This is a genomic window from Streptomyces sp. WZ-12, assembly GCF_028898845.1.
Classification (GTDB): Bacteria; Actinomycetota; Actinomycetes; order Streptomycetales; family Streptomycetaceae; genus Streptomyces.
In genome coordinates this window covers 7,022,459-7,044,295 of sequence record NZ_CP118574.1, presented here as the reverse complement: position 1 = coordinate 7,044,295, position 21,837 = coordinate 7,022,459, and the positions used below count along the sequence as shown (strand labels likewise).

The 21,837-nt window shown below is 72.5% G+C and carries 16 protein-coding genes; 9 read left to right on the top strand and 7 right to left on the bottom strand.

Annotated elements, in window-relative coordinates:
* Positions 1–6 precede the first annotated feature (6 nt).
* On the bottom strand, positions 7–1,374 hold the full coding sequence (locus tag PV796_RS30530) for a glutamine synthetase family protein (RefSeq protein WP_274916746.1): 1,368 nt from the start codon (positions 1,372–1,374) through the stop codon (positions 7–9).
* A gap of 73 nt (positions 1,375–1,447) precedes the next feature.
* On the opposite strand from PV796_RS30530, the gene PV796_RS30525 reads away from it, so the two are divergent.
* The 3 genes from PV796_RS30525 to PV796_RS30515 all read left to right on the top strand — a co-directional run bounded on the left by PV796_RS30525 (position 1,448) and on the right by PV796_RS30515 (position 4,576).
* Complete coding sequence (locus PV796_RS30525) at positions 1,448–2,179, top strand: FadR/GntR family transcriptional regulator (RefSeq protein WP_274916744.1); 732 nt, start codon at positions 1,448–1,450, stop codon at positions 2,177–2,179.
* 124 nt (positions 2,180–2,303) lie between these two features.
* Positions 2,304–3,782: an ethanolamine permease gene (gene eat, locus PV796_RS30520; RefSeq protein ID WP_274916743.1), complete on the top strand. Its 1,479-nt coding sequence runs from the start codon at positions 2,304–2,306 to the stop codon at positions 3,780–3,782.
* A 74-nt stretch (positions 3,783–3,856) separates the two neighbouring features.
* Positions 3,857–4,576, top strand: a complete 720-nt coding sequence (locus tag PV796_RS30515; RefSeq protein WP_274916741.1) for a gamma-glutamyl-gamma-aminobutyrate hydrolase family protein — start codon at positions 3,857–3,859, stop codon at positions 4,574–4,576.
* Between the two features lie 21 nt (positions 4,577–4,597).
* On the opposite strand, the gene PV796_RS30510 is transcribed toward PV796_RS30515, so the two are convergent.
* Positions 4,598–5,161 (bottom strand): helix-turn-helix domain-containing protein, encoded by a 564-nt coding sequence (locus PV796_RS30510; protein WP_274916740.1) that lies wholly within the window; start codon positions 5,159–5,161, stop codon positions 4,598–4,600.
* Positions 5,162–5,301: 140 nt separating this feature from the next.
* On the opposite strand from PV796_RS30510, the gene PV796_RS30505 reads away from it, so the two are divergent.
* A complete protein-coding gene (locus PV796_RS30505; protein WP_274916739.1) occupies positions 5,302–6,459 on the top strand; it encodes an arylsulfotransferase family protein in 1,158 nt (385 codons plus the stop codon).
* Positions 6,460–6,462: 3 nt separating this feature from the next.
* Positions 6,463–7,755: a uracil-xanthine permease family protein gene (locus PV796_RS30500; RefSeq protein ID WP_274916737.1), complete on the top strand. Its 1,293-nt coding sequence runs from the start codon at positions 6,463–6,465 to the stop codon at positions 7,753–7,755.
* A gap of 49 nt (positions 7,756–7,804) precedes the next feature.
* Here PV796_RS30500 and PV796_RS30495 read toward each other — a convergent pair whose 3' ends face one another.
* Entirely contained in the window at positions 7,805–8,755 is a 951-nt protein-coding gene (locus tag PV796_RS30495) for a LysR family transcriptional regulator (protein WP_274916735.1), read from the bottom strand.
* A 70-nt stretch (positions 8,756–8,825) separates the two neighbouring features.
* On the opposite strand from PV796_RS30495, the gene PV796_RS30490 reads away from it, so the two are divergent.
* Complete coding sequence (locus PV796_RS30490) at positions 8,826–9,968, top strand: TDT family transporter (protein ID WP_274916734.1); 1,143 nt, start codon at positions 8,826–8,828, stop codon at positions 9,966–9,968.
* 7 nt (positions 9,969–9,975) lie between these two features.
* On the opposite strand, the gene PV796_RS30485 is transcribed toward PV796_RS30490, so the two are convergent.
* The 3 genes from PV796_RS30485 to PV796_RS30475 all read right to left on the bottom strand — a co-directional run bounded on the left by PV796_RS30485 (position 9,976) and on the right by PV796_RS30475 (position 14,759).
* A complete protein-coding gene (locus tag PV796_RS30485) occupies positions 9,976–10,713 on the bottom strand; it encodes a helical backbone metal receptor (protein WP_274916733.1) in 738 nt (245 codons plus the stop codon).
* Positions 10,714–11,020: 307 nt separating this feature from the next.
* A complete protein-coding gene (locus PV796_RS30480; protein WP_274916732.1) occupies positions 11,021–13,624 on the bottom strand; it encodes an ABC transporter permease/substrate binding protein in 2,604 nt (867 codons plus the stop codon).
* Entirely contained in the window at positions 13,617–14,759 is a 1,143-nt protein-coding gene (locus PV796_RS30475; protein WP_274916731.1) for a quaternary amine ABC transporter ATP-binding protein, read from the bottom strand. Before PV796_RS30475 ends, PV796_RS30480 begins: the two co-directional genes overlap by 8 nt.
* Positions 14,760–14,986: 227 nt before the next feature.
* On the opposite strand from PV796_RS30475, the gene PV796_RS30470 reads away from it, so the two are divergent.
* The 3 genes from PV796_RS30470 (at position 14,987) to PV796_RS30460 (ending at position 18,837) form a co-directional block, all read left to right on the top strand.
* A complete protein-coding gene (locus tag PV796_RS30470) occupies positions 14,987–15,901 on the top strand; it encodes a 5'-3' exonuclease (protein WP_274919309.1) in 915 nt (304 codons plus the stop codon).
* An 81-nt stretch (positions 15,902–15,982) separates the two neighbouring features.
* Positions 15,983–16,831 (top strand): siderophore-interacting protein, encoded by an 849-nt coding sequence (locus PV796_RS30465; protein WP_274916730.1) that lies wholly within the window; start codon positions 15,983–15,985, stop codon positions 16,829–16,831.
* A gap of 893 nt (positions 16,832–17,724) precedes the next feature.
* On the top strand, positions 17,725–18,837 hold the full coding sequence (locus PV796_RS30460; RefSeq protein WP_274919308.1) for an LLM class flavin-dependent oxidoreductase: 1,113 nt from the start codon (positions 17,725–17,727) through the stop codon (positions 18,835–18,837).
* A gap of 78 nt (positions 18,838–18,915) precedes the next feature.
* Here the strand turns inward: PV796_RS30460 and PV796_RS30455 are convergent, their stop codons facing one another.
* A complete protein-coding gene (locus tag PV796_RS30455) occupies positions 18,916–21,732 on the bottom strand; it encodes a DEAD/DEAH box helicase (RefSeq protein WP_274916729.1) in 2,817 nt (938 codons plus the stop codon).
* Positions 21,733–21,837: the final 105 nt, after the last annotated feature.

Sequence of the window (21,837 nt, the reverse complement as noted above, 5' to 3'; positions counted from 1 at the left end):
CGTTCCTTACATGCGCTCGAAGGAGCGGAAGCGCTCCCAGTCCGTGACGGCGGCGTCGTAGGCGTCCTGTTCGACGCGGGCCATGTGGCGGTAGTGGTCGACGACCTCGTCGCCGAAGGCGGCGCGGGCGACGGTGCTGCGCTCCCACAGCCCGGCGGCCTCGCGGAGGGTGGCGGGGACGTGCGCGGCGTCTCCGGCGTAGGCGTTCCCCGTGGTGGCGTCCGGGAGTTCGAGCTCCTGGTCTATGCCGTGCAGGCCGGCCGCGATCATGCCGGCGACCGCGAGGTAGGGGTTGACGTCGCCGCCGGGCAGGCGGTTCTCCAGGCGGTGCCCGCGGCCGTGGCCGACGACGCGGAGGGCGCAGGTGCGGTTGTCCGGGCCCCAGGCGACGGCGGTGGGGGCGAAGGAGCCGGGGCGGAACCGCTTGTAGGAGTTGATGTTGGGGGCGTAGAGCAGCGTGAAGTCGCGCAGCGCGGCGAGTTGGCCGGCGAGGAAGTGCCGCATGGTGCGCGACATGCCGTGCGGGCCGGCGTCATCGGCCAGCACCGGGCGGCCCTGCGCGTCCTGGAGTGAGAGGTGGATGTGACAGGAATTGCCCTCGCGCTCGTCGTACTTGGGCATGAAGGTGAGCGCCATGCCCTCCTGGGCGGCGATCTCCTTGGCGCCGGTCTTGTAGATGCTGTGCTGGTCGCAGGTGGTGAGCGCCTCGTCGTAGACGAACACGATCTCGTGCTGGCCGAGGTTGCACTCGCCCTTGGCGGACTCGACGGTCATGCCGGCCGCGCCCATCTCGTTGCGGATCCGGCGCAGCAGGGGCTCGACGCGGCCGGTGCCGAGGACGGAGTAGTCGCCGTTCCACTGGTTGGCCGGGGTCATCCCGCGGTAGCCGCGGGACCAGGCGTCCTCGTAGCTGTCCTTGAAGACCATGAACTCCAGCTCGGTGCCGACGTGGGCGCTCCAGCCGCGCTCGGCGAGCCGGTCGAGCTGGCGGCGCAGGATCTGCCGGGGTGAGGCGACGACCGGGGTGCCGTCGTGCCAGGCGAGGTCGGCGGTGATCAGGGCGGTGCCGGGGTTCCAGGGGGTGCGGCGGAGGGTGGCGGGGTCGCCGTGCATCGCGAAGTCGCCGTAGCCGCGCTCCCAGGAGGACATCGCGTAGCCGTCGACGGTGTTCAGGTCGACGTCGACGGCGAGGAGGTAGTTGCAGCCCTCCGTGCCGTGGTCGAGGACGGTGTCGAGGAAGTAGCGGGCGGCGAACCGCTTGCCCTGGAGCCTGCCTTGCATGTCGGTGAAGGCGAGGACGACAGTGTCGATCTCCCCGTTGTCGACGAGGGCGGTGAGCTCCTCGACGGAGAGCGGGGGCCTGCGGTCTGCCACGGTGGTGCCTCCTGTCGCTGCATCCGGAGCCCATAAGGTAGGCACACGAACCATTGATTGGGAAGGGGTTCCGATGGATGCTGCGGCCGATGGGCTGGCGCCGGTGCTGCGGCCGGTCCGGGCGGGCAACGGCTTCGAGGAGGCGCTGGAGCAGATACTCCAGATCGTCCGGCTCGGGCTGGTGCCGCAGGGCGAACGCCTGCCGGCCGAGCGGGAGTTGGCGGAGCGGCTGCAGATCAGCCGGGTCACCCTGCGCGAGGTCCTCAAGGTGCTCCAGGACGAGGGGCTGGTGGAGAGCCGGCGCGGCCGGTACGGCGGCACGTTCGTGCGGATGCGCACCGACAGCCCGGGCGAGGCCGAGCTGCGGCGCCGGGTCGACCGGACCGACGTCGAGGACATCCTGCGCTTCCGGGAGGTACTGGAGGTCGGCGCGGCCGGGCTGTGCGCGGCGCACGGGCTGTCGGGCGAGCAGGCGGCGCGGCTGCGGGAGGCGCTGGCCGCCACCGAGGACGCGCCGCTGGCCGACTACCGGCGCCGGGACACCCTGCTGCACCTGACGCTGGCGGAGCTGTCCGGATCGCCGTCGCTGGCCGCCCAGTACGCCGCGGTCCGGGCCGGCGTCAACGACCTGCTGGACTGCATCCCGCTGCTGGTGCGGAACTTGGAGCACTCGCAGACCCAGCACGCCGCGCTGGTGGAGGCGGTGCTGGAGGGCGATGCGGACGGCGCCCGCGAGGTGATGCGGGAGCACTGCTGCGGCACCGCGGCCCTGCTGCGCGGCTTCCTGTCCTCGCCGGCGCCGTAACGCCCCCTTTTACGCCCCATGTCGCCGGCCTTTTCCGCACGGGTCTTGCGCTGAGCCGCCGAGGCGACAAAGGTATGCGGCTAAACCTTTACTCCGGTTGTCCCCCGCGAGGCAGGAGCGGCTCATGGCCGACAGCACCCATGCCGACAGCACCCGCGCGCCGTCCGCCGCGTCCCCCGACGGCGGGCCCCCGAGCGGCGACGCCTATCTGGAGCGGCGGACGCTGCGCCGCGGCAGCGCCGGCCCGCTGCTGCTGACCGGCCTCGGCGTCGCCTACGTCGTCTCCGGCGACTTCTCGGGCTGGAACAACGGGCTGGCGCACGGCGGCTTCGGCGGACTGGCGATCGCCGCGGTCCTGATGGGCCTGATGTACACCTGTCTGGTCTTCGCGCTGGCCGAGTTGGCCTCGATCCTGCCCACCGCGGGCGGCGGCTACGGCTTCGCCCGGCGGGCGCTGGGCACGTGGGGCGGCTTCCTGACCGGCACCGCGATCCTGATCGAGTACGTGTTGGCGCCGGCCGCGATCTCGATCTTCATCGGCGACTACGTCGAATCGCTGGGCCTGTTCGGACTGCACTCCAGTTGGCCCGTCTATCTGGCCTGTTTCGTGCTCTTCATCGGGATCCACCTGTGGGGCGTGGGCGAGGCGCTGCGGTTCAGCCTGGTGGTCACCGCGATCGCGGTCGCCGCGCTGCTGGTCTTCGCGCTCGCCGCGCTCAGCGACTTCCACGTCGACGCGCTCAACGACATCCCGGTCGAGCCCGATGCCTTCGGGGCGAGTTCGTGGCTGCCGTTCGGGGTGCTGGGCATCTGGGCGGCGTTCCCGTTCGGGATGTGGTTCTTCCTGGGCGTGGAGGGCGTCCCGCTGGCGGCCGAGGAGACCAGGGACCCGGCGCGTACGCTGCCGCGGGCGATGGCGGCCGCGATGGGCGTGCTGCTGCTCCTGGCGCTGATCACCTTCACCGCGGCCACCGGCGCGCGCGGCTCGGCCGCGATCCAGTCCGTCGGCGACCCGCTGGTCCAGGCGCTCCAGCCGCACGGCACCCCGACCACGGTCAGCCGGATCGTCAACTACGCCGGCCTGGCCGGCCTGGTGGCGTCCTTCTTCTCCCTCATCTTCGCCGGCTCCCGGCAGCTCTTCGCGCTCTCCCGGGCCGGCTACCTGCCCCGTTTCCTCTCCCTGACCAGCCGCCGCAAGGCGCCCTACCTCGGCCTGCTGGTCCCCGGCGCGCTGGGCTTCGGGCTGGCCGCGGCCACCGGCGACGGCGCCCGGATGCTCAACGTCGCGGTCTTCGGCGCCACCATCTCCTATGCCCTGATGGCCCTTTCGCACCTCGTGCTGCGCCGCCGCGAGCCCGGCCTGCACCGCCCGTACCGCACCCCGGGCGGCATGCTGACCTCCGGCGTGGCCTTCGTGCTGGCCTGCTCGGCGCTGGTGGCGACCTTCCTGGTCGACAAGGAGGCCGCGCTGATCGCGCTCGCCGTCTACGGCCTCGCCCTGGCCTACTTCGCCCTCTACTCCCGCCACCGGCTGGTGGCGGCCGCGCCCGAGGAGGAGTTCGCGGCCCTGGCCGCCGCGGAGGCCGAACTCGAACGCGACTAGGGCCAGTTCACCCCGCCCCGCAGGTAACCCCAGAACCACCCGCAGCGCCCCACACCGCACGGAGGAGCCCCCCGATGCCCCAGCCGCCCCAGCCGCAGCCCCCGCTGATCGGCATCAGCACCTACCAGGAAGAGGCCCGGTGGGGAGTGTGGACGCTGCCCGCGGCGCTGCTGCCGGCCGGCTACCCGCGCCTGGTGCAGCGCTCGGGCGGGCTGCCCGCCATGCTGCCGCCCGGCGACCCGGAGACCGCCGCGGCGACCGTCGCCCGGCTGGACGGGCTGGTGATCGCCGGCGGCGCGGACGTCTCCCCGGCCCGCTACGGGGCCGAGCCGCACCCCCGCACCGGGCCGCCCGCCCTGGACCGGGACGCCTGGGAACTGGCCCTGATCGAGGCGGCGTTGGCGGCCCGGGTGCCGCTGCTGGGCATCTGCCGGGGGCTGCAACTGCTGAACGTGGCGCTCGGCGGCACCCTCGTCCAGCACCTCGAAGGCCACGTCGGCCCGCCCGGGGTCTTCGGCCGGCACGAGATCGCGGCGGTGCCCGGCACGCTGCTGAGCGCGGCGCTGCCCGAGCCGGTGGCCGTGCCGACCTACCACCACCAGGCCGTGGACCGCCTGGGCCGCGGGCTGGTGGTCTCGGCGTACGCGGAGGACGGCACCGTCGAGGCGCTGGAACTCCCGGACGCACCGGCCCTCACCCTGGCCGTCCAGTGGCATCCGGAGGCCGGCGACGACACCCGCGTGATGGAGACCCTGGTGACGGCGGCCCGGGGGACGGCCGCGGCCGAGGTGTGAGCGCCGGCGGCCGCCGCCCCCTCACCCCCGGAAGTCATCCGCCACCCCCACCAACAGCACCCGGCTCTCCGGCGCCAGGGACCGCCAGCGGTGGGTGATCCCGCCGGAGCAGTAGAGGGTGTCGCCCGGGCCGAGTGCGTAGCGGCGGCCGTCCGCCTCGGCCTCCACCGCGCCCTCGATCACGTACATCAACTCGTCGTGCGGGTGCCGGAATTCGCGCCGCCAGTCGTGCCGGCCGGTGAACTCCAGGGCGTGCAGCTGCTGGTGGCCGCGGACCAGCGGGCGCACCCGGCCGGTCTCGCCGTCCTCGGGCACGGCGGCCGAGTCGGCCCGCACCACGTCCACCGTGCGCGGCCCGTCGGCGGCGGCCAGCAGTCGGACCGCGGTGGTCTCCAGGGCGTCCGCTATCGACTGGAGCGAACGCATGCTGGGGCGGGCCCGGTCGTTCTCGACCTGGCTGAGGAACGGGGCGGACAGTCCGGTGGCGCGGGCGAGGTCGGCCAGGGTCAACTCCCGCGCGCGGCGCCGCCGTCGGACCGCCGCGCCCACCCGCGGCACCTCGGCCGCGCTCCCGACCCCGCTCATCGTCCGCTCCCCACCGACGCCATCGCGTACTCCTTATCGTGCCGTTCACGACCCCGCAACACACCGGCCCTAGCGTCTAACGCCGTTCGACCTCATCAAACAAAGTTTGACGGCAGCCAGTTCGACGAGGGGAATCCGGCATGACCTCTGATACGGCCTCCGGCCTGACCACCGGCCCGATCGCAGTCGATCAAAACACACGTCGACGGCGCGGCACCGGCCTGATCGCGCTCGACGCCACCGCCGCGCACGACGGCTACACGCTCTACGCCCCGCTGACCGGCGGCGGCCAGGTCCTGCTGATCGACCTGCGCGGCACCGTCGTCCACCGCTGGGACCTTCCGCACCGCCCCGGCCGCCACGCCCGCCTGCTCCCCAACGGCAACCTCGCCTACAACGCCACCCTCCCGGACCAGGGCGCGCTCTTCCCGATGTGGCACAAGTACCGCGGCGGGCTGATGCAGGAGATCGCCCCCGACGGCACGGTACTGCGGTCCCACACCGACCCGCTCCAGCACCACGACGCCCACCACCACGGCGACGGCCGGATCCTCTACTCCGCGCTGGAGCCGCTGACCGGTGACCGGGCCGCGGCGGTCCGCGGCGGCGTGCCCGGCTCCGAGCCGGGCGGCACGGTGTACGCCGACACCCTCCGCGAAGTCGACGCGGACGGGTGCCCGTTGTGGTCCTGGAGCGCCGCCGACCACCTCGATCCGGAGGAGTACCCGCTGCACCCGGCCTACTCGCGGGAGCACTGGCCGCTGATCAACTCGGTGCTGCCGCTGGCCGACGGCGACGTGCTGGTCAGCCTGCGCAGCGTCTCGGCGGTGATCGTCGTCAACCGGGCCACCGGAGCGGTGCGTTGGCGCACCCGACCGGGACTGGTCTCCCAGCAACACCACCCCACGGAGCTGCCGAACGGCAACTTCCTGATCTTCGACAACGGCGTCTTCCGACCCGACTGCGACGTCCCCTACTCCCGCGTCATCGAGGTGGACCGGGCGACCGGCGAGGTGGTGTGGGAGTACCACGACCCGGCCCGGGAGGCGTTCTTCGCGCCGTTCATGGGCAGCGCCCAGCGCCTCCCCAACGGCAACACCCTGGTCACCGACTCCCCCGCCGGCCGGCTCTTCGAGGTCACTGCCGAGGGCCGGGTGTGCTGGGAGTACGTCGTCCCGGAGTTCGGCGGCTACCGCGAACCGGAGGTCGGCGCGCTGTTCCCCACCCAGAACAACGCGGTCTTCCGCGCCTACCGCTACGCCGCCGCTGAACTCCCGTGGCTGAAGCGGCAGGTGTGAGCGATGGCCACCCCCGGGCCCGCGCCGGTCGACGCGCGCCTTCCGCTGCACCGGCTGCTGCCGCTCGCCGCCCAGCACGTTCTGGCGATGATCGCCGCCCCGGTCTCCACCGTCTTCCTGCTGGCCGGCGGGTTGCACCTGCCGCCCGACCGCACCGCCGCGCTGCTCAGCGCGACCCTGGTGCTCTGCGGCGCCGGGACGCTGTTGCAGTCCCTCGGCGTGCTGCGGATCGGCGCCCGACTGCCGTTCGTGATGCTGCCCGGCGGCGCGGCGGCCGCCCTCTTCCTCCAGATCGCCCGGGAGCACGGCGCGGCCACCGCCTCCGGCGCGGTGCTGCTCGCGGCCGCGCTGCTGCTGGCCGCACTGCCGCTGTACGGGCGGCTGGTGCGGTTCTTCCCGCCGCTGGTGATGGGCGCGACGGTGCTGGTCATCGGGGTCACCATGGTCGCGGTGGCGGCCCCGATGGCGACCGCCGGCGGCGGCCCGGCGCTGGTCACCGTCGCCGCCACCGCGCTGGGATTCCTGCTGCTGCGCGGCGTCTGGCGGCAGTTGTCGGTCCTGCTGGGCATGGCGGTCGGCACCGCCGCGACGGCCCTGAGCGGCGCCCCGTTCCGCGCCGTACCGGGGGACGCGGTGCTGGCCCTCCCCCGCCTCCTCCCGTACGGCGTCCCGCACTTCGACCTGCTCGCCGCGCTGCCGCTGCTGGTCTTCGCGCTCGCCTCGCTCGCCGAGGCGACCGGTCAGACGGTGCTCAACAGCCGGGCGGTGGGCCGGGATCCGCGGCCGGCCCGCGACGTGCCGCGCACCGCCCGCGCGGATGCGGCGGCGTCCCTCCTGGCCGGGCTGTTCGGCGGCGTGACGATGGTGACCAGTGCGGAGAACATCGGCGTCGTCCGACTCACCGGCGTCCGCAGCCGGTTCGTGACCGCGGCCGCGGGAGCGCTGCTGGTGCTGTGCGGGCTGCTGGCGCCCCTCACCCGGCTGCTGGCGGCGCTCCCGGTGCCGGTCGTCGGCGGTGCGGCGCTGGTGATCTACGCGGTGATCGCTGCCATGGGCATCGCGATGCTGGCCGGCACCGACCTGGACGACCGCGCCGCCGCCACCGTCCTCGCCCTCACCCTCCTCGCCGGTCTGCTCCCCCTCCTGGCGCCGCGGCTCTACGCGCCGCTGCCCACGTGGGCGCACGCCCTCCTCGGCAGCGGCGTCCCGGCCGCCGCGCTGACCGCCGCGACCCTGACGGCGCTCTTCACCCGCCTCGGCACGGCCCGCCGACCGGCGCCGGCCGGCGCGGAGTAGGGCCGGTCCGCCCCCGCCCCACCGGACCGGCCCCGCCGGAGGCGGCCGTTCAGGCCCCCCGCCGCGTCAGCCCCAACAGATCGCGCGCCGGCCCCACCGGCCGCTGGCCCGCGGGCCACACCGCCCGTAGCTCGCGGGCGAGTTCGAGCCCGCGCACCGGGACGGCCACCAGCCGGCCGGCGGTCAGCTCCTCGCGCACCGCCAACTCGCTCAGCACGGACGGGGCCGCCTCGCTGACCACCGCGGACTTCACCGCGGTGGTCGAGGCGAGCTCCAACAGCGGCGCGGCCAGCCCCCCGGTCCCGGCCAGCGCCGCGTCCAGCACCTGCCGGGTGCCCGAACCGCGCTCCCGCAGGATCAGCGGCGTCGCGGCCAGTTCGGCGGCGGTCAGCCCGGTGCGGCGCCGGGCCCACGGGTGGGACGGGGCGGCCACCACGACCAGCCTGTCGCGCCCGACGACCACCTCGTCCAGCCCCGCCGGGACGTCCAGCCCCTCCACGAAGCCGAGGTCCGCCTCGCCGGCCAGCAGCCGCTCGGCGACCAAGCGGGAGTTCCCCGCCAGCAGCGACACCGCCGTCCCCGGGCGCTGCGCGCGCAGCGCGATCAGCCAACCGGGCAGCAGGTACTCGGCGATGGTCATGCTGGCCGCGACCCGCAACCGGGAATCGCGCCGCCCTCGCAGCGCCTGGGTGCCCGCGTCGAACGCCTCGGCGGCCTCCACCACCCGCCGCGCCCAGTCGGTGACCAGCGCCCCCGCTTCGGTCAACCGCGAACCGCGCGGCGACCGTTCGACCAGCGCCACCCCCAACTGCCGCTCCATGGAACGGATCCGACTGCTCGCGGCGGGCTGGGTGATGCCCATCACCCGCGCGGCCCGGCCCAGGCTGCCGAGCCGGGCGACGGCGAGCAGCAGCTCCAGCGCCCCGAGGTCCGGCACCCGGTGGTGCAGCGGAACCCCGTCGCCCGGCGCCCCGGCCCACTCCTTCGTCTCGCCACTCATAACCCCATCTTATGCCCTCATAGAGACAAGATCCCTGGTCGGCGGGGACCGGACGGGCGACCGTTGTGCCATGTCCTCAGTAGCCCAGGCCCCGCCCAGAAACCCCGCCACCGGCGCCCCCGCCCCGACCCCCGGCCCCTCCTCGGTGCGCCATCTCGGCCCCAACTGGTACGCCGCCGTCATGGGCACCGCGATCGTCGCCAACGCCGGCGCGACGCTGCCGCTCACCGCCCCCGGCCTCCGCGCCGCCTACCAGGTGGTCTGGGCGCTGTCCGCGCTGCTGCTGCTCACCCTGCTGACCGCGCGCGCCGTCCACTGGGCGCGCCACTCCGACCAGGCCCGCCGCCACCTGCTCGACCCGACCGTCGCCCCGTTCTACGGATGCCTGGCGATGGCGCTGCTGGCGGTCGGCGGCGGCACCCTCGCGGTCGGCCGGGACATCATCGGCACCCCCGCCGCGGTGGCCGCCGACGCCGTGCTGTGGACCGCGGGAACCCTGGTCGGGCTGGCCACCGCGGCCGGCATCCCGTACCTGATGGTGGCCCGGCACAAGATCACCGAGGGCAGCGCCTCCCCGGTCTGGCTACTGCCCCTGGTCGCCCCCATGGTCTCGGCCGCCCTGGGCCCGGCCCTGATCCCCCACCTGCCCCCCGGCCAGCCGCAGAAGGCGCTCCTCCTGGCCTGCTACGCGCTCTTCGGGATGTCCCTCCTGATGACCCTGGCCGTCCTCCCCCTGGTCCTGAGCCGCCTCTTCCACCACGGCCCGCTCCCCCTGGCCCTCACCCCGACCCTCTTCCTCGTCCTCGGCCCGCTGGGCCAGTCCACCACCGCCGTGAACAACCTCGCCGACGTCGCCCCCGGCGTCGTCACCCCGTCCACCGCGCACGCCATGAGCGCCTTCGCGGTGCTCTACGGGGTCCCGGTGCTGGGCTTCGCCCTCCTCTGGCTGGCCCTCGCCACGGCCCTGGTGGTCCGCGCCGCCCGCCGCGGCATGGGCTTCGCGATGACCTGGTGGGGCTTCACCTTCCCCGTCGGCACCTGCGTCACCGGCGCCGCCGGCCTGGCCCGCCACACCGGCCTGACCGCCTACGGCTGGCTCGCGGTGGCCCTCTTCGCCGCCCTCGTCATAGCCGTCGCGGTGACCGGCACCCGCACCGCCCACGGCCTGGCCCGCGGCCGCCTGCTCGCCCCGCCCCGGCCGACCACGGCCTGACTCACGATCAGAGCCGCCGCACCCACGCCGACTCGGCCAGCCCCGCCGCCAACACCTGCGGCGCCCGCACCAACGACGGCCCGTACCACGTCAGATGACGCCCACTGACCAACGCCGCCGGCATCCCCGGAAACGCCTCGGGCCCATCGTCCCCGGCAAACCGGTAGGGCTCATCCGGCAACACCACCAGATCCGCCCCGACGGCATTGAGCTCGCCCAACGCGATCCGCGGATACCGCTCCTCGTGCTCCGCGTACACGTTCCGCACCCCGAGCCGCCGCAACAGGTCCCCGGCGAAGGTGTCCCGCCCCACCACCATCCACGGCCGCCGCCACACCGGCACCACCGCGGTCCGCTCCACCACCGGAACCGGCACCGCCCGCCAGGCGTCCTCCGCCGCGTCCAACCACCCCGGCCGCGCCAGCCCGCACCCCTCCGCCAACACCCGCGCCAACTCGGCGAACGCCTGCTCCAACGACCGCACCTCGGTCACCAAGACCCGCAATCCCGCGGCCCGCAACGCCGCCAGGTCAACCGCCCGGTTCTCCTCCTCGTTGGCGATCACCACATCCGGACCCAACCCCACGATCCGCCCGACATCGGGATTCTTGGTCCCCCCGACCCGCACGACATCCAGCCCCACCGGATGACTGCACCAATCCGTGGCCCCCACCACCACCCCGGGCGCACTCACCGCCACCGCCTCCGTCAACGAAGGCACCAAAGACACCACGCGCAGCCCCATACCTCAACGGTAGGCCCAACCCCCTGGGAAACGGCCCGCTGAGAACCACCGGCCGCAACCCCCACCAACCACATCCCACCCAACAAACGGGAGGGGACGGGCCGGAGGGGCCGGTGTGCAGGACGTAGAGCGAAGCAGTCCTGCACACCGGCCCCGGAGGCCCGTCCCCACACCCAACAGCCCCGCGCAGCGGTCCCGCGCCGCAGGCGCCAACAGCAACCCCCACGGCGGGAAAGCCGACAACGTGGGGCGCGGCCAGCCGCGGGCTCACGGCGGGAAAGCCGACAACGTGGGAAGAATCCAGCGCCTACTTCACGGGCGCCATCTCATCAACGATCCCCGGATGCCCGTCGATCCACTTCTGGACGCCCTTGTCCTCGTTCCCCTTCCCCGCGTCCTGGATGTCCTTCTCCAGGCTGCCGAGTTCGTCGGGCGTCATCTTCCAGTTCTTCAGCCAGCCGTAGAACTCCGGGAACTTCTTCGGGAAGCTCTTGTTGCCGAGCGTCTTGATCTGGTTGTTGGCGCCCCACGTGCCCTTGGGGTCGGCCAACTTGGTGAGCTGGTACTTGTTGTAGGCCCAGTGCGGCGACCACAGCACGACCGCGACCGGCTCGTGGTTGCGGTAGGCCCGGTCCAGTTCGGCGAGCATCGCGCTGGTGCCGGCCGAGGTGACCTCGAAGTCCGACAGGCCGTAGGCGGGCAGCACGGTGCTCTTCAGGCGCTGCATCTCACCGGTGCCCGGCTCGATGCCGATGATCTTGCCCTTGAACTCGTCCTTGTGCGCCCGCAGATCGTCCATGGACTTGACGTCCTTGACGTACGACGGGACCGCGATCTCCAGCGAGGTCTTGTCGTACCAGGCGCCGACGTCGACCAGATCGTCCTTGTACTTGTCCCAGTACTGTTTCTGGGCGACCGGCAGCCAGGCGTCGGTCTCCACGTCGATCTGGCCGGTGGACAGGCCGGTCCACATCGGTCCGACGTCGAGGTTGCGCAGGTTGGGCTGGTAGCCGCGCTTCTCCAGGACGTTCTTCCACAGGTAGGCGGTGGCGATGCCCTCGTCCCACGCCGGGTAGCCGATGTTGGGGGACTTGCCGGCGTCCGCGCCCTTGGCGTAGGTGGCGTGCGCGGACGGCGCGATCTTCTCGACGAGACCGGGGTTCTGCTTCAGCCAGCTCCGGACGCCGTCCTGCTCGTGGCCCTCGCCGGCCGACTTGATGGCGTTCTCCAGGCTGGTGAGCTGCTTCTCGTCGAGGTGGAAGTTCTTCATCCACTTCGCGACCTCGGGCATGTCCTTGGCGAAGCCCTTGCGGCCCAGCATGTGCAGGCCGTCGCCGGAGCCGAAGGCGCCCTTGGGGTCCTTGAGCTTGGTGAGCTGGTACTTGTCGTACGCCCAGTGCGGGGACCACAGGGTGACCGCGATCGGCTTCTTGTTGTGGATGGCCCGGTCGAGCTCGCTGAGCATGGAGGCGGTGCTGGACTCCTGCACCTTGTACTCGCCGCCCAGCCCGTAGGCGCCCAGGACCTTGTCCTTGAGGATCTTCATCTCGCCGGCGCCCGGCTCGATGCCGGTGATCTTGCCGCCGAACTCGGCGCTCCTGCCCTTGAGGTCGTCGAGGGTCTTGACGTCCTTGACGTAGGACGGGACCGCGATCTCCAGCGAGGTCTTGTCGTACCAGGTGCCGAGGTCCTCAAGCTGGTCCTGGTACTTCTTCCAGTACTCGGCGTGGGTGACCGGCAGCCAGGCGTTGGTCTGCACGTCGATGTCGCCGCGGGCCTGGCCGGCGAAGAGCGGACCGGCCTCCAGCGCCTGCACCTTGGGCTTGTAGCCGCGCTCCTCCAGGATCTCCTTCCAGAGGTACGTGGTGGCCTTGCCCTCGTCCCAGTTGACGTAGCCGAGGGTGATCGGCTTGCCGTTGCCGCCGCCGGACGCGCCGGAGCCGTTGTTGTTGAGGTAGCTCATCCCGCCGGCCAGCAGCGCCAGCACGACGACGCCGACCATGGCGACCGAGGTCGCGGGCCGCCACTGGAGGAACTTCCAACCGCCCAGCGCCGCCTGCGCCTTGGCCAGCGCCCGCCGGCCGAGCGGGGAGACCCGCTGGTTGAGCGCGCCGGTCATCCGGTCCAGGTACATGGCGAGGATGACCACCGCGAGGCCGGCCTCGGCGCCCAGGGCGACGTTGACCGAGCTGATCGCGTTGTAGACGGACGCGCCGAGGCCGCCGCCGCCGACCATGCCGGCGATCACGACCATGGACAGCGCGAGCATGATGACCTGGTTGATACCGGCCATGATCGTCGGCAGCGCGAGCGGGAGCTGGACCCGCAGCAGGGTGCGCCGCGGGTGGGTGCCGAACGCCTCGGCCGCCTCGACCAGTTCCCCGTCGACCTGCCGGATGCCGAGCTCGGTCATCCGCACCGCGGGCGGCATGGAGAAGACGATGGTGGCGACGATGCCGGGGACGACGCCCAGGCCGAAGAAGAGGATGCCGGGGATGAGGTAGACCATCGCCGGCATGGTCTGCATCAGGTCCAGCACCGGGCGCAGGATGCCGCCGACGACCCGGCTGCGGGCCGCCCAGATGCCCAACGGCACCGCGACCACGACGGTGATCAGGCAGGCCACCAGGACCAGCGAGAGCGACTCGACGGTCGGGCCCCACTGTTGGATGGAGTCGATCAGCGCGAAGCCGAGGAAGGTGAGGACCGCGGCCGGCAGTCCGCGCAGCCACCAGGCGAGCACCGCCAGGATGCCGGCGAGGACCAGCGGTTGAGGCGCCGCGAGGACGGTGTGGATCGCGTTGTAGAGGCCGTTCAGCACCGTGGTGATGAGCTGGAACAGCCAGTCGAGGTTGTCGCGCAGCCAGTTGACGGCGTCGTTGGCCCAGCTACCGATCTGGATCCTAGGCATCGGCGGTCACCGTGCCCTCGGTCTTGTCGGCGGCGGCCGGTGCGGGCACGGTCGGCGCCGCGTCCGGGAGGCTCGGCTCGCCCAGCACGGCGAGCAGCCGCTCCGCGGTGACCGCGCCGGCCAGTTCGCCGCGCTCGTCGGTGACCGCGACCGGTACCGCGCTGGTCGAGCAGGCGGTGAACAGGTCGGCGAGCGGGGTGTCCACGCCGACGGTGGCGGGCGCGGCGGCCCGGAACGCGGCGGCGGTGGCCAACCCGGTCCCGCCCGGGGCGGCGTCGCCCAGCACGGAGTCGACGTCCGTCATCACCGCGCCGGCGGTCAACACCCGGCTGCGGTCGACGTCCTGGATGAAGGAGGCGACGTAGTCGTTGGCGGGCCGCACCAGGATGTCCTCGGCGCTGCCGGTCTGGACGATCCGGCCGTCGCGCATCACGGCGATCTGGTCGCCGAGCCGCATCGCCTCGTTGAGGTCGTGGGTGATGAAGACGATGGTCTTCTTCAGCGTCTTCTGCAGCTCCAGAAGCTGGTCCTGCATATCGCGGCGGATCAGCGGGTCGAGCGCGCTGAAGGACTCGTCCATCAGCAGCAGATCGGCGTCGGTGGCCAGCGCGCGGGCCAGGCCGACGCGCTGCTGCATGCCGCCGGAGAGCTCGTCCGGCCAGGACTTCTCCCAGCCCTTGAGCCCGGCGAGCTCCAGCGCCTCGGTGGCGCGCCGCTCCCGCTCGGCGCGCGCCACGCCCTGGACCTCCAGGCCGTAGGCGGCGTTCTCCAGCACGCTGCGGTGCGGGAAGAGCGCGAAGTGCTGGAAGACCATGGATATCTTCCGGGAGCGGACGGCGCGCAGTTCCTTGGGCGTGAGCGAGGTGAGGTCCTGGCCGTCGAAGCGGACGCTGCCCGCGGTCGGCTCCAGCAGGCCGTTGAGCATGCGCAGCAGCGTGGACTTGCCGGATCCGGACAGACCCATGACGACGAAGATCTGGCCCTCGTCCACCTCGATGGAGGCGTCGATCACCGCGGCGGTGGTGCCATCGGCCCGCAGCTCCTCCCGGCCGGCGCCGGCCTGGAGTCTGCGCACCCCGTCCTCGGGTCGTCTGCCGAACACCTTGTACAAGTGCTCGGCTTGCAGCCTGGACACATATACCTCTCTTGTCGCACGAGAAACGACCCGCCGCCCCCGCTGGCAGGTCGTGGTGCGGGACGAGTTCGGCTCGTCTTCACCGGCGAGATGTTGAAACCGCAACCGGGTCCGCTCCGGCTGCGCGCCTGCCCGGCTTTATCCGGCTCAAACACAACGGTGAGTTACCTCACACCGGGGCGACGTTTGGGGCATACGGCATCATGCGGTGTGTGACTCGACGCCTGATGCTCCTCGACGCCGCCTCCCTGTACTTCCGCGCCTATTTCGGGGTACCGGAATCGGTCAAGGCCCCGGACGGCACCCCGGTGAACGCGGTGCGCGGACTGCTGGACTTCATCGCCCGGCTCGTCCAGGACCACCACCCCGACGACCTGGTCGCGTGCATGGACGCCGACTGGCGCCCCCAGTGGCGGGTCGACCTGATCCCCTCCTACAAGGCGCACCGGGTCGCCGAGGAGGCGCCCGCGGGGTCGACCGGGCCCGACGAGGAGGAGATCCCGGACACCCTCTCCCCGCAGGTCCCGGTGATCGAGGAGGTGTTGGACGCACTCGGCATCGCCCGGATCGGCGCCGCCGGCTACGAGGCCGACGACGTCATCGGCACCCTCACGGCACGGGCCAAGGGCCCGGTCGACATCGTCACCGGCGACCGCGACCTCTTCCAACTCGTCGACGACGCCCGCGGCATCCGCGTGCTGTACCCGCTCAAGGGCGTCGGCACCCTGCAACTCACCGACGGGGCGCTGCTGCGCGAGAAGTACGGGGTGGACGGCCCCGGTTACGCGGACCTGGCGCTGCTGCGCGGCGACCCCAGCGACGGCCTGCCGGGCGTGCCGGGCGTCGGCGAGAAGACCGCCGCGAAACTGCTGGACGTCTACGGCGACCTGGCCGGCATCATCGCCGCCGCCGAGGACCCGACCTCGAAGATCACCCCGGCCCAGCGCAAGCGGCTCACCGAGGCGCGGCCCTACCTCGCCGTCGCACCCAAGGTCGTCCAGGTGGCCACCGACGTCCCGATCCCGGACGGCGAGATCGCGCTGCCCGTCGAACCGGCCGACCCGGAACGACTGGAGGCGCTGGCCGCCCAGTGGGGGCTGGGCGGCGCACTGCAGCGATTGTTGGGCGCGCTCCGGCCGTGAGCTGTTAGGTTAGGTATACCTAACAGGCGGGGTCGCTCCTCGGGCGCACCCCGCCCCGACCGCGTCCAGGGGAGAGAAGCCGTGGCAGCTCAGCGACCGGCCCGCAGCACGCCCACACTGCACCGCGCCCGTGTGCGGCGCACCGAGCGGCTCACCCCGCACATGGTGCGCGTGGTCCTGGGCGGCGAGGGCCTGGCGGCGTTCGACGCCGGCGAATTCAGCGACCACTACGTCAAGTTGGTCTTCCCGCTGCCGGACGTCAACTACCCCGAACCGTTCGACATGGCGCACATCCGGGCCGAGCTGCCGCGCGCCCAGTGGCCCCGCACGCGCACCTACACCGTGCGCGCCTGGGACCCGCAGGCCCGCGAGCTGACCGTGGACTTCGTCGTGCACGGCGACAGCGGGCTGGCCGGCCCGTGGGCGGCGACCGCCCGGCCGGGCGACGAGATCATGTTCCTCGGCCCGGGCGGCGCCTATGCCCCCGACCCGACCGCCGACTGGCACCTGCTCGCCGGCGACGAGAGCGCCCTGCCGGCCATCGCCGCCGCGCTGAGCCGAATGCCGGCGGGCGCGGTGGCGCACGCCTTCATCGAGGTCGCCACCCCCGAGGAGCGGCAGGAGCTCGCCACCCCGCCCGGCACGGAGATCACCTGGGTGTACCGCGACGCCGCCCCGGTCGGCCACCAACTCGTCCGGGCCGTAAGGGACTTGACCTTCCCCGCGGGCCGGCTCCAGGCGTTCGTGCACGGCGAGGCGGGCTTCGTCAAGGAGCTGCGCCGACTGCTCCGCGTCGAACACGCCGTCCCGCGCGAGGCGCTGTCGATCTCCGGCTACTGGCGCGCCGGCCACGACGAGGACGGCTGGCAGGCCGGCAAGCGCGACTGGAACGCCCAGGTCGAGGCCGAACAGGAGCCCGCTGCGGCGTGACGCTGCGCTTGGCTGTCTTCCTACGTGGTTAGCTTTCCCGCCGCGCGGGTTGCTGCTCTTAGCGCCTTGCGGCGCTGGCTTTCCCACCGTGGCGCCTGCGGCCGGCCGGTCCGCTGCGCGGGGTGGGTTGAGTTGTCCGCTGCGCGGGGCCGGTCCGCTGCGCGGGGCTGTTGGCTGCGGTGACGGGCCTCCGGGGGTGGTATGCCAGACTGCTTCGCTTTACGTCTGGCATACCACCCCCTCCGGCCCGTCCCCTCCCGTTGAGGGGTGGATTTCTCTAGTCGGGGGCTGGCCACTGTGGTCCCCTGACGGTCACCGCCCGGTTGCTTGGGCCACCCGTACTCTTACGGTCGCCGCTCAGTCTCATGCGTACTCGTCCTCTGGCAGTCACCACCTAACCCAACGGCCCGAGTTGACCCACCGACAGGACACGGCACCCACCGTCTTTCCCACCCACCCACGGGAGGGGACGGGCCGGAGGGGTGGGTGTGCCAGACGTAAAGCGAAGCAGTCTGGCATGCCCGCCCCGGAGGCCCGTCACCGCACCCCGACAGCCCCGCGCAGCGGACCAGACAACTCGCCCCGCCCCGCGCAGCGGACCGGCAGCGGACAACAGGCCAGCGCCGCAAGGCGCTAAGAACAGCAACCCGCGCGGCGGGAAAGCCAACAACGTGGGCAGGCAAAAGAATTGGTTGACGGCAGACACACGTGCCTGTTCCACTGAGCTCATGCGACCTCAGCAACGGCTGGTCACCCGGGACCACATCGACTTCGGTCGCGTGTGGTCCGCCTCCTGTTGCCACTGACGCCTCCGCGCCCCGCGCATTCGCGCACCCCGCACGTCAGTGCATTCCGCGTTCCCCATGAACGACGATGAAGACGAGGCCGCACCCATGCCTGTCGAGTTCCTCGGCATAGCCGCCACCCACGACGGCTCCGAAGTCACCCCGCGCTCCGGCGCCTCCTTCGACAAGGAGTACACCCTCAAACTCGCCCGCGCCCACGAGGAGTACGACTGGGACCGGGTCCTGTTCGCCTACGGCTCCGGCTCCCCCGATCCCTCCCCCGCCGCCGCCTACGTCGCGGCCCGCACCGAGCGGCTGCAACTGCTGGTGGCGCACCGCCCCAACGTCTCCTATCCGACGTTCGCCGCGAAGACCTTCGCCACCCTGGACCGGATCAGCGACGGCCGGCTCGCGGTGCACTTCATCACCGGCGGCAACGACCACGAGCAGCGCCGCGAGGGCGACACCCTCACCAAGGACGAGCGCTACGCCCGCACCCGCGAGTACATCCGGATCGTGAAACGGGCCTGGACCAGCCACGACCCCTTCGACCACGAGGGCACCCACTACCGCTTCCAGGACTTCGTCTCCGACACCTTCCCGCTCCAACAGCCGCACCCGCAGGTGTCGTTCGGCGGTTCGTCACCCGCGGCGTACGCGGCGGGCGGTGCGGAGGCGGACATCTACTGCCTGTGGGGCGAGCCGCTGGCGCAGACCGCCGAGCAGATCGCCTCGGTCAAGGCGGCCGCGGCGGCCGCCGGTCGCACCGATGTGCCCCGCATCCAGGTGGCCTTCCGCCCGATCATCGCGCCCACCGAGGAACTGGCCTGGGAGAAGGCGCACCACACCCTGGCCCGGATCAAGGCCCGCAAGGCGGGCGGCGTCCTCAGCCGCCGGCACCCGCTGACGCATCCCCAGAACGCCGGTTCCCAGCGGCTGTTGGAGGTGGCGGCGCAGGGCGAACGGCACGACCGGGCACTGTGGACGCCGACCGCCGCGGAGACCGGCGGCGCCGGCAACTCCACCGCCCTGGTCGGCACGCCGGAGACCGTCGCCCAGGCGCTGCTGGACTACTACGACCTGGGTGTGACCATCCTCTCCGCCCGCGGCTACGACCTGCTCGACGACGCCATCGACTTCGGCCGACACGTCATCCCGCTCGTCCGCGAGGGGGTCGCCAAGCGCGACGCGGAGCGGGCCGGGGAACGCGCGGCGTCGTAACGGTTGGCCAGTCGGGGTGGGTGCCGTCGCGGAACGTCCCCGCGACGGCACCGACCTCGGCTCCGGCCCGTGGGCCCGTCAGCCCACCGACGAGTACGCCACGACCCCGCGCAGCACCCCGTCCATCGCCTTGCGCGCGGACCGCGCCACCGTGCCCTCGGCCGGGGCCGCCGCCGCGATCTGCCCGAGGACGTCGACCAGTTGCTTGCACCAGCGGACGAAGTCGCCGGCCGGCATGTCCGCCTCGCCGAGGACCTCGTCCAGGCCGAAGCCGGAGGCCCAGCGGTAGGCGGCCCAGGCGAAGCCCAGATCCGGCTCGCGCTGGCCCACGCCCTCCGCCTGGCTGATCTTGTGCTCCTCCTCCAGGGCGTCCAACCGGCCCCAGATGTGCACCGTCTCCGCCAGCGCGTCCTTCGCCTTGCCGGCCGGCAGCTTGGGCGCGACCGCGTCGTCCGCCTGGCGCGCCTCGTAGACCAGCGCCGAGGCGCAGGCCGCCAACTCCGCCGGGTTCAGGCCCTCCCAGACGCCCTCCCGCAGGCATTCGCTGGCCAGCAGGTCCAGTTCGCCGTAGAGGCGGGCCAGCCGGCGGCCCTCGTCGGTGACGGTGTCGCCTTCGAGGTAGCCGAGCTCCGTCAGCAGCGCACAGATCCGGTCGAAGGTGCGGGCGATGGTGTTCGTCCGGCCCTCGATCCGGCGCTCCAACTGCCGGGTGTCCCGCTGCAGTCGGTGGTAGCGCTCCGCCCAGCGGGCGTGGTCCTCCCGCTCGTCGCAGCCGTGGCACGGATGCGCGCGGATCGCCTTGCGCAGCCGGGCGATCTCGCGGTCGTCGGCCGCCTCCGAGCGCGGCTTGCGGTGCCGCGAGGGCACCAGGTGGCCGGCCTTGGTGCGCAGCGCGGACGCCAGGTCGCGGCGGGACTGCGGGCTGCGGGCGTTGAAGGTGCGCGGGATCCGCATCCGGTCCAGGGCCGTCACCGGCACCGGGAAGTCGATCGACCCGAGCCGCTTGACCTGCCGTTCGGCGGTCAGCACCAGCGGCCGGGGGCCGTCCTGGGCGTCCAGCCCGCGGTGGCCGTTGGTCCGCCCCGAGGGCATGCCCGGGTCCAACACCAGCGCCAGCCCGGCGTACTTGCCCGTCGGCACGTGGATGACGTCGCCCGGCCGCAGCTTCTCCAGCGCCGCCGCGGCCGCCGCCCTGCGCTGCACCGCGCCCTGCTTGGCGATGTCGTTCTCGCGGTCCTTCAACTCCCGCCGCAGCCGGGTGTATTCCTCGAAGTCGCCGAGGTGGCAGACCATCGCCTCGCGGTAGCCGTCCAGCCCCTCCTCGTTGCGCTGCACCTGGCGGGTGATCCCGACGACCGACTTGTCGGCCTGGAACTGCGCGAACGACATCTCCAGCAGCTCCCGCGAGCGGTGCCGCCCGAACTGCGAGACGAGGTTGACGGCCATGTTGTACGACGGCTTGAAGGAGGACCGCAGCGGATACGTCCGGGTGCCGGCGAGGCCGGCCAGGGCGCCCGGGTTCATCCCGCGCTGCCACAGCACCACCGCATGGCCCTCGATGTCGATCCCGCGCCGCCCGGCCCGGCCGGTGAGCTGGGTGTACTCGCCGGGCGTGATGTCGGCGTGCTGCTCGCCGTTCCACTTGACCAGCTTCTCCAGCACCACCGAACGCGCCGGCATGTTGATGCCCAGCGCCAGCGTCTCGGTCGCGAACACGGCCTTGACCAGGCCCTTGACGAAGAGCTCCTCGACGACCTCCTTGAACGTCGGCAGCATCCCGGCGTGGTGCGCCGCGATGCCCCGCTGCAGGCCCTCCAACCACTCGAAGTAGCCGAGGACATGCAGGTCGTCGTCGGGGATGCCGGCCGTGCGGGCCTCGACTATCCGACGGACCTCCTCGCGGGCCTCGGAGTCGTTGAGCCGCAGCCCGGAGTACAGGCACTGCTGGACGGCGGCCTCGCAGCCGGCGCGGCTGAAGATGAAGGTGATCGCCGGCAGCAGGCCCTCGTTGTCCAGCCGGTCGATCACCTCGGGCCGGCTCGGCGTCCAGATGCGGGCGCGCTGCCGGCGCTCCCGCTCCCGGTCCGCCTCGCGCATGGTGCGGCCACGCCGCTTGTCCCGGCCGAACGTCGGCCGGCTGTTCTCCATCCGCGCCAGCCGCTCCAGGTCGGGATTGACCTCCCGGCGGCCGCCGGTGGCCCCGTCCCGCTCCTCGAAGAGGTCGTAGATCCGGCGGCCGGCGAGGACGTGCTGCCACAGCGGCACCGGGCGGTGCTCGGAGACGATCACTGAAGTGTCGCCGCGGACGGTGTCCAACCAGTCGCCGAACTCCTCGGCGTTGGAGACCGTCGCCGACAGTGACACCAGCGTCACCGACTCGGGGAGGTGGATGATCACCTCTTCCCAGACCGCGCCCCGGAAGCGGTCGGAGAGGTAGTGCACCTCGTCCATGACCACATAGCCCAGGCCGGTCAGCGACTGCGAGCCGGCGTAGAGCATGTTGCGCAGCACCTCGGTGGTCATCACGACCACCGGGGCCTCGCCGTTGACGCTGTTGTCGCCCGTCAACAGGCCGACCTGGTCGGGCCCGTAGCGCTTGACCAGGTCCTGGAACTTCTGGTTGGACAACGCCTTGATGGGCGTGGTGTAGAAGCATTTTCGGCCCTGTGTGAGGGCCAGGTGGACGGCGAACTCGCCCACGATGGTCTTGCCGGATCCGGTGGGAGCGGCGACCAGCACACCCTTTCCGGCCTCCAGGGCCTGACACGCCTCGACCTGGTACGGATCCAGCTCGAAGTCGTACAGCTCTCGGAACGGCGCGAGTGCGGTGGCCTGCTCGGCCGTGCGGAGCTTGGCGGCGGCATAGCGCTCAGCAGGGGACATGTCCTCGGTCATCGTGCTTACGAGCCTACCGGCCACCTCTGACAACGACCTGATCTTTCTGCCGGCCCGCTCCCCCGCCCCGGGCCCGGGACCGCCCCGCGCATGCCGACGGCCCCC